Source organism: Micromonospora sp. NPDC049799 (assembly GCF_040656655.1).
Classification (GTDB): Bacteria; Actinomycetota; Actinomycetes; order Mycobacteriales; family Micromonosporaceae; genus Micromonospora.
Window position 1 is genome coordinate 1 of record NZ_JBFAMU010000302.1, and the last position, 6,026, is coordinate 6,026.

At 70.9% G+C, this 6,026-nt stretch carries 3 protein-coding genes; 1 reads left to right on the top strand and 2 read right to left on the bottom strand.

The genetic code is table 11. From position 1 onward, the window contains the following. Positions 1-1,978 (top strand): hypothetical protein (locus tag AB0I76_RS20485; protein ID WP_357037672.1); only part of this gene is annotated, 1,978 nt, incomplete at its 5' end. Here the strand turns inward: AB0I76_RS20485 and AB0I76_RS20490 are convergent. Continuing rightward, complete coding sequence (locus AB0I76_RS20490; protein WP_357037675.1) at positions 1,966-3,492, bottom strand: glycosyltransferase 87 family protein; 1,527 nt, start codon at positions 3,490-3,492, stop codon at positions 1,966-1,968. The genes AB0I76_RS20485 and AB0I76_RS20490 overlap by 13 nt on opposite strands. 118 nt (positions 3,493-3,610) lie before the next feature. Further along, the coding region (locus AB0I76_RS20495; protein WP_357037677.1) for a transglycosylase domain-containing protein at positions 3,611-6,026 on the bottom strand (2,416 nt) is incomplete at its 5' end.

The following is a 6,026-nucleotide window of genomic DNA, read 5'->3' on the forward strand; positions in this document are numbered from 1 at the left end:
CGCAACCGGTGCGGGCGACGCCGGCAAGGCCGGGACCAGCGCGGACGACGCCGGCAAGGCCGCAACCGGTGCGGGCGACGCCGGCAAGGCCGGGACCAGCGCGGACGACGCCGGCAAGGCCGGGACCAAGGCGGACGAGAGCGAGGCCGGAGAGACCGGCAAGGCCGGGGCCACCACGAAGACCGGCGACGGTACGGAGAAGGACGACCCCTTCGCCGCCTTCGCGCCCGCTCCGGAGCTGGTACCGACGCGACCGCGACAGGTGGCGCGGCACGTCGGCCGGGTGCTGACGCACGAGTGGACGTTGGCGAGCCTCGGCGCGCTGGTGCTGGCCGTGCTGATGACGTGGCCGACGCTGCGGTACCCGCTCTACACGCTGCCGCAGGACTACTGGGACCCGAGCCTCCAGGCCTGGCAGATGGCCTGGTCGGGGCACATTCTGCTGACCAACCCCGCCAACCTGTGGCAGTCCAACGCGTTCTTCCCGGAGCCGTGGAGCTTCGCCTTCTCCGACACCCTGCTCGGGTACGCCCCGGCCGGCATGATCGGCAGCGGCCCCGAGGCGGCCGTACTGCGGTACAACATCATGTTCGTGCTGGCGCACGCCCTGGCCACGCTCGGGGCGTACGCCCTGGCGCGCCAACTGGGCGCGGGCCGGATCGGCGCGGCGGTCGCCGGGGTGAGCTACGCCTACGCGCCCTGGCTGCTCGCCCAGGCCGGCCACCTGCACGTGGTCTCCAACGGCGGCATCCCGCTCGCCCTGGCGATGCTGGCCAGGGGGCACGGCTGGTCGCTGCGCCACGGCTACCGGCCGGAGCGCCGCCATGACGGGTGGGTCTACACCGGCTGGTTGGTGGCCGCCTGGCAGCTCAGCCTGGGCTTCGGCATCGGCCTGCCGTTCGCGTACTTCCTGGGTGGGACCGTGCTGGTCGCGGCCGTGACGTGGTGCCTGCGGCGGTGGGTCGTCCGGCCGGTGAAGCGGCCGTTCGGTGTCCGGCTGCTGACCGCGGACCTGGTCGGCGGGGCGCTCTTCGCGGGCGTCGGCGTGCTGCTGGCGATCCCGTACTTCAAGGTCGCGGAGCTGCACCCGCAGGCGCAACGCACGGTCGGCGACATCGACGTGTTCTCGCCCCCGGCCAGCGGGTTCCTCACCGCGCCGGCCGAGTCGAGGGTGTGGGGCGGGCTGCACGAGGGGGCGCGGGCGGCACTGCCGTGGCACCCGGAGATGACCCTGCTCCCCGGCTACGTCCTGTACGCGCTCGCCGCCGGTGGCCTGTTCTTCTCGGTGTGGCGGCTGCGACACCGGCTGCTGCTCCTCGCCGGTGTCCTGGTGAGCATGGTGCTCTCCATGGGGACGCAGTTCTTCGACGGCACGTTCACCTACGTGCCGCTCTTCGAGCACCTGCCCGGGTGGAACGGCCTGCGCACGCCGGGCCGGCTGATGCTGTGGGCGACCCTGTTCCTCGGTCTGCTGGCGGCCGGCGCGGTGAGCGCGTTCTCCGAGCGGGTCCGGGAGATCTCCGCCGAACGCATTCCCTCCTGGCCGAGCCCGTGGCTGCGGCTGGCCACGCTGGTGCCGCTGCTGCTGGTCGTCGCCGAGGGGCTCAACGCCACGCCGCACCCCGTGGTGCCGGCTCAGCCCGCCGCCATGCGCGCCGTGGACGGTCCGCTGCTGGTGCTGCCGAGCAGTCAGAACCTCGACCAGCCGGTGATGCTCTGGTCCACCACCCATTTCCAGGACATCGTGAACGGCGGCAGCGGCTTCACCCCGGACCGGCTCGAGGACGTGCGCCGGGTGACGATCGCCTTCCCCGACCAGACCAGCGTCGACTACCTGCGCATCCTCGGTGTCCGCCAGGTGCTGGTGATGCGCGACCAGGTCGCCGGCACGCCGTGGGAGATCAGCATCGACGCGCCGGTCGACGGGTTGGGCATCACCCGCGAGGAGATCGGTGAGGTGGTCGTCTACCGGCTCTGAGCCGGCTGGGCGGTGACCGGCGCGGGCGACGGCTCTCCGGCGGTGGCGCGATCACGCCATCGCCGGAGCCAGCCCACGTCCGGTGCGCCGTCGAGCACACCGCCGTCGGGGTCGTCGTCGTACGTGGCGCGTACCGCGTCCTCCTCCGGGTGCAGGATCTCCCGCACGACCAGCACACAGAGCAGCACCACGGTGCCGAGCCGGAGCGTCGCGGCCAGCACGAAGACGCCCTCGGGGAAGACCGGACGGCTGGTCGCCGCGCCGAGCAGTTCCCCGTAGAAGGCCGCGAAGTAGCAGATCTCGGCGACCTGCCAGGCGAGGAACGCGCCCCACTTCGGGCGGGCGAGCACCACCAGCGGCAGCAGCCAGAGCACGAACTGCTGCGACCACACCTTGCTGAAGATCAGGAACGCGGCCACCACCAGGAACGCCAGCTGGGCGAGGCGCGGGCGGCGCGGCGCCCGCAGCGCCAGCGCGGCCACGCCGAGGCAGGCCAGCCCGAACAGGGCGTACGACAGGTTGTTGAGCGCCGGGATGTTGGCGTTGAGCCATTCGAAGGGCCCGAGGTCGCCGGGGGCCGTGCCGCCCGTCTTCCCGTCGAGGTAGCGGCCGATGTACCAGAGGGTGCCCCAGTCGATCGGTCGCTCGGTGTTCAGCTCGAAGAAGCGGTCCCAGTTCTCCCGATAGTTCACGGCGGCGTGCAGGTTCACCAGGACCAGTGACACCACGGCGGCGCCGACTGCGGTGAGGGCGGCGCGCATCCGGCCGGCCCGCAGGGCCAGCACCAGGATCGGGCCGAGGATGAACAGCGGCCACATCTTCGCCGCGCCGGCCAGGCCGAGCAGCAGGCCGGCCACGAGGGGCCTCCTGCGCGCCCAGGCGAGCAACCCGAACGCGGCGAGCCCGATGGCGAGGAGGTCCCAGTTGACGGTGGCGGTGAGCAGCAGCGCGGGCGCGAGGGCGAAGAGTGCGGCGTCCCATGGTCGTCGGCGGCGCAGCGCGAGGAGCACGGCGACGGTCGCCACCGCGAGCGCACCGAGGACCAGGGCGTTGAGGTTGTAGAACCACTGGCCCTGGTTGAGCGACGGGTCGTCGGCCCCGAGGGCGTGCACCGGCAGGCCGAGCGCGCCCATGAAGTACCCGGTGAGCACCGGGTACTCGACCGGGTGGTCGCGGTAGGGGACCTTGCCCTCGTTGAGGCCCTCGGCGTAGTAGAGCGCCAGCACGTCGGTGTAGCAGAACCGGGTGTACTGCACGTTGTTCTGCCACGCGCCGTCCTGGCAGGGCGACTTCTGCACCCAGTGCAGGGCGAGGGTCAGACAGACCAGGGCCAGGACGATCCGGGTGGCGGTCCAGAATCGCCGCTCCCGTCCGGCGGGCCGGTCGAGGGCGACCGCATGGTCACCCAGCGGGCCACCGATCACCCCGGACACCCCGCGGACGAAGTCGTCGGACCGGGACGGGTGGTCGGGGGCACCGGCGTCGTCGATGCCGCGCGTCGGCTTCGTGCTCATGAGGGTGCATCCTGCCGTACGCCGGGGGTCCGCGTCCCGTCCCGACGCGAACATCGCGGTACGCGAAAAGCCGCCGGCGGCCGAAGCTGCTGCTCCGGCCGCCGGCGGCGTTCGTCGATCAGTCCCGTATCCGGGGTGTGATGCTGGGCAGGATGCCCTCTCCGCCGCCGCCCCCTCCGGGATCGGTCGGCTCGGTCGGGGCCTGGCCGCCGTTGTTGCCACCACCGTTGTTGTTGCCGTTGCCGCCGTTGTCCGGGCAGAACAGGTCCAGCGGCCCGCAGTTGGGCTGCTGGCCCGGCTGGCCACCCGGCGGCGGGGGCGGCGGCGCGGGGGCCTCGCCGTCGCCGGCCTTGTCGTCGCCCATGCCGGTGATGCTGGGCAGGTCGTACTTCTCCTTGCCGTCCAGCGCCGCGTCCATGTAGCGCTTCCAGAGCTTCGCCGGGAAGCTGCTGCCGCCGATGTCCTTGCCGTCGTCGTCGACGATCTGCGGCTTCTTCGTGTCCCGGCTGCCGATCCAGACCGCGGTGGCGACGTGCTTGTCGTAGCCGACCATCCAGGCGTGCGCGTTGCGCGCGGTGCCGTTGTGCTCCCAGGTACCGGTCTTGCCGGCGGCGTCGTGCCCGTCCAGCGCGGCGTTGTTCTTCTCCGGGATCTGCTTGAGCACGGCGGTCACCTCTCGGGCCACGTCCGCCTTGATCCGCTGCTGGCCCTTGAGCTTCTCACCGGTCCCCGGCACCTTGTCCCACTTGCCGGTCTCCTTGTTCTGCTTCTCGACCTTGAGCACGAAGTGAGCCTTGTTGTACACGCCGTCGTTCGCGAGCGTGGCGAGGCCGTTGGCGTGGTCGAGCACCGTGATGGGGTACTGGCCGAACCCGACCACCCGGTCGAACTTGCTCGGGGCCAGGTCCTTGGAGTCTTCCTTGACCAGGTTGTACGGCTTCGGCGGGTCGACCGTCCACATGGTGCTGACGCCGGCCTTCTTCGCCATCTCGACGACCTTGTCGGCGCCGATCTCCTCGGCCACGCGGAAGAACGGCACGTTGTAGGACCGGACCGTCGACTCCTCAAGGGTGCAGGACTTGTTGCACGTCTTGGTCACGTCGCGACCGGCGTTCTGAATCTCCTTGGCGTACCCCTCGGGCTTGAACGGGGTGGCGTTCCAGCGGGACTTCACGGAGATGCCGGCGTCGATCGCCGCGGCGAGGGTGTAGACCTTGAACGACGAGCCCGGCGGATGGCCGCCGACGATGTCGCCGTTGGCGTTGGTGTTCTTGCCGGCGTAGTCGAAGTCCGCGCCGCTGTCACCGCCGTAGTAGGCGAGCACCCGGCCGGTCTTCGGGTCGATCGAGACCGCCGCCGACATAAGGTTCTTCGGCTGGCCGTTGAGCACCGAGCCCTTGCGGTCCGGCTGGGCGGCCGCCTCCAGGGCGGCCTGCATCTTGGGGTTGATGGTGGTTGTGATCTTGTAACCACCCTCGCGCAGTTCGTCCACGCAGGTGGGCTTGCCGGCAGCGCCGGAATCGGAGCAGATGCCCCACTGCTCCATCTCCTGCCGGACATAGTTGATCACGTTGCCGCGCGGCGACTTCACACCGAAGCCGTTGCTGTCCTTGGGCGGCCAGACCTTCGGGTACGCGGTCGGGCGCGCCGGCCGGCCGGGGGCGTCCAGCCAGCCCTCCTCGACCATGCCGTTGATGACGTAGTTCCAGCGGTCCTGGGCCTCCTGCGGGTTGACCGCCGGGTCGTAGCCCTTGTGGGTGGGGCTGGGCACCGGCTGCTTGATCAGCGCGGCGAGCACTGCGCCCTCGGCGGGCGTCAGGTTCTTCGCCGGCTTGTTGAAGTAGGTGTTCGCCGCCGCCTCGATGCCGTACGCGCCGCGCCCGAAGTAGATCACGTTGAGGTAGTTCTGCATGATCTCTTCTTTGGACTGCTCGTCGGTCAGCTTGGAGGCGAGGATCGCCTCCTTCACCTTCCGTCCGTAACTGTCGTCCTTCAGGTTCTCGAACGCGTTGCGGGCGTACTGCTGGGTGATCGTCGAGGCACCCTGCTTGTCGCCGCCGGAGAGGTTGTTCCACGCGGCCCGGGCGATGCCCTTGTAGTCGACGCCGGAGTGCCGGTAGAAGTTCCTGTCCTCGGCGGCGGCGACCGCGTCGCGCACGTGCGGGGGGATCTGGTCGATGGTGACGAAGATGCGGTTCTCGTTGCCCAGCTTCGCCACCGGGGTCTTGCCGTCCGACGTGTAGACGGTGGTGGAGAGCGGCAGCGGGATCTCGTTCGGCAGCACCACGGTCGTCGAGTAGTACGTGAAGCCGACGACGCCCATGCCGGCGAGCATGATGAACACGGCGAACCCGGCGATCAGCATGTTGACGCGCTTGCGCTTCTTCGCCCGGGCGACCGCGTTCGGGTCGCCGGCACCCCGCGCACCGCGACCGGGGCCGGTCGGCCCACCGGGGCCACCGGGCCCACCGAAGGCGGGCGAGACGCTGGCCCGGGCCACCGCGGCCCGACCGCCGACCGCCGCCGACCCGACG